We start from the raw sequence: 1,505 nt of genomic DNA, 5'->3' as shown, positions 1-1,505 counted from the left end.
CGACGGCGGCCCGCGCGCATGGGCGTCGCCCCCCGCGGCACCGGCCACGCGCGCGGGCGACACGGGTACCGCCTGAGGCGGACCACGCCGGTACGACTATTGCGCTCCTGCGGGCCCCGCGCGGCTCGCCACCCTAGGCTCGACTCACTCTGCGTGATCTTGGGGCGGCGTACGGCCCCGTCCGCACGCCGCCCGAGCCCCCCGGTCCGACCCCTGGAGCGCGATGCCCGACAGCCAGCCGCAGCCGCACCCGCCGTCGAACTCGTCGGGGTCCTCGGGGGCGTCCGACCCGGCCGCGCTCCTGCTCTGCGGGGCGCGGCTCACCGACGGCCGGACCGTGGACGTACGGCTGGGCGGGGGGCGCATCGAGGCGGTCGGCACGACCGGCAGTCTCGCCCCGGGGGCGGCCCGGACCGGCGCCACCCGCGTCGACCTGAGCGGCTACCTGCTCCTGCCGGCGCCGGCCGAGCCGCACGCCCACGGCGACACCGCACTGACCGCCGAGCGCCCCGGGCCGGTGTCGTACGCCCCCGAGGACGTCCAGCGCCGGGCCACCGAGGCGGCTCTGCTGCAACTCGGGCACGGGGCGACGGCGCTGCGCGCACACGTGCGCGTGGGCGACGTCCAGGGCCTCGGCGCGCTGGAGGCGGCCCTGCAGGCGCGGCGGTCGCTGCGGGGGCTGGCGGAGCTGACGACGGTGGCGATGCCGCGGCTGCTGACCGGGGTGGCCGGGGCCGACGGGCTGGCGATGCTGCGGGACGCGGTGAAGATGGGCGCCTCCGTGGTGGGCGGCTGCCCCGACCTGGACCCGGACCCGACCGGCTACGTGGAGGCGGTCCTGGAGGTGGCCTCCGAGCACGGCTGCCCCGTGGACCTGCACACGGACGCCGCCGACCCGGCCCGGCTGTCCCGGCTCGCGGCCATGGCGGGGGGCCTGCGGCCCGGCGTGACGATCGGACCGTGCGCGGGTCTTTCGCGCCTGCCCGGCCACGCCGCCTCGCGCGCCGCCGACCAGCTCGCGGCGGCCGGTGTGACGGTCGTGTGCCTGCCCCAGGGCGGCTGCGGCGGCGCCGACCGGCGGGAGACGGCACCGGTACGGCTGCTCCGCGCGGCCGGGGTACGGGTGGCGGCCGGCAGCGGGGCGCTGCGCGACGTCTCGAACCCCGTCGGCCGCGGCGACCCCCTGGAGGCCGCCTACCTGCTCGCCTCCGCCCACGGGCTGCACCCGGAGGACGCCTACGACGCCGTGTGCGCCTCGGCCCGCGCGGTCTTGGGGCTGCCGGAGGTCCGCGTGGAGGCGGGCTTCCCCGCCGAGCTGCTGGCCGTGCGCGGCGACCGTCTGGCCGGGGCCCTCTCCCTGGCCTACAGCCGGATCGTGATCCACCGGGGCCGGGTGGTGGCCCGCACCAGCGCGGTGCGCGAGTACTGCAACTCGGCGGCGACAGCGGAGCTCGGGCTGCCCCGGCAGGGGCGGGGGGAGCTTTCGTGAGCGGGGCGCTGGGAGC

Annotated in this window: 1 protein-coding gene; it reads left to right on the top strand. The window is 79.2% G+C overall.

What is annotated here, in order from left to right:
- Positions 1-223 precede the first annotated feature (223 nt).
- On the top strand, positions 224-1,489 hold the full coding sequence (locus CCN44_RS39920; protein ID WP_086704024.1) for an amidohydrolase family protein: 1,266 nt from the start codon (positions 224-226) through the stop codon (positions 1,487-1,489).
- Positions 1,490-1,505: the final 16 nt, after the last annotated feature.

The organism is Streptomyces tricolor (assembly GCF_002155905.1).
Lineage (GTDB): Bacteria > Actinomycetota > Actinomycetes > Streptomycetales > Streptomycetaceae > Streptomyces > Streptomyces tricolor.
Note: the sequence above shows the minus strand (reverse complement) of the source record. Positions and strands in the feature narration are given on the sequence as shown.

What these genes read in the sequence shown, in the direction of transcription:
- CCN44_RS39920 (WP_086704024.1), top strand. Translation starts at nt 224, where the DNA reads ATGCCCGACAGCCAGCCGCAGCCGCACCCGCCGTCGAACTCGTCGGGG.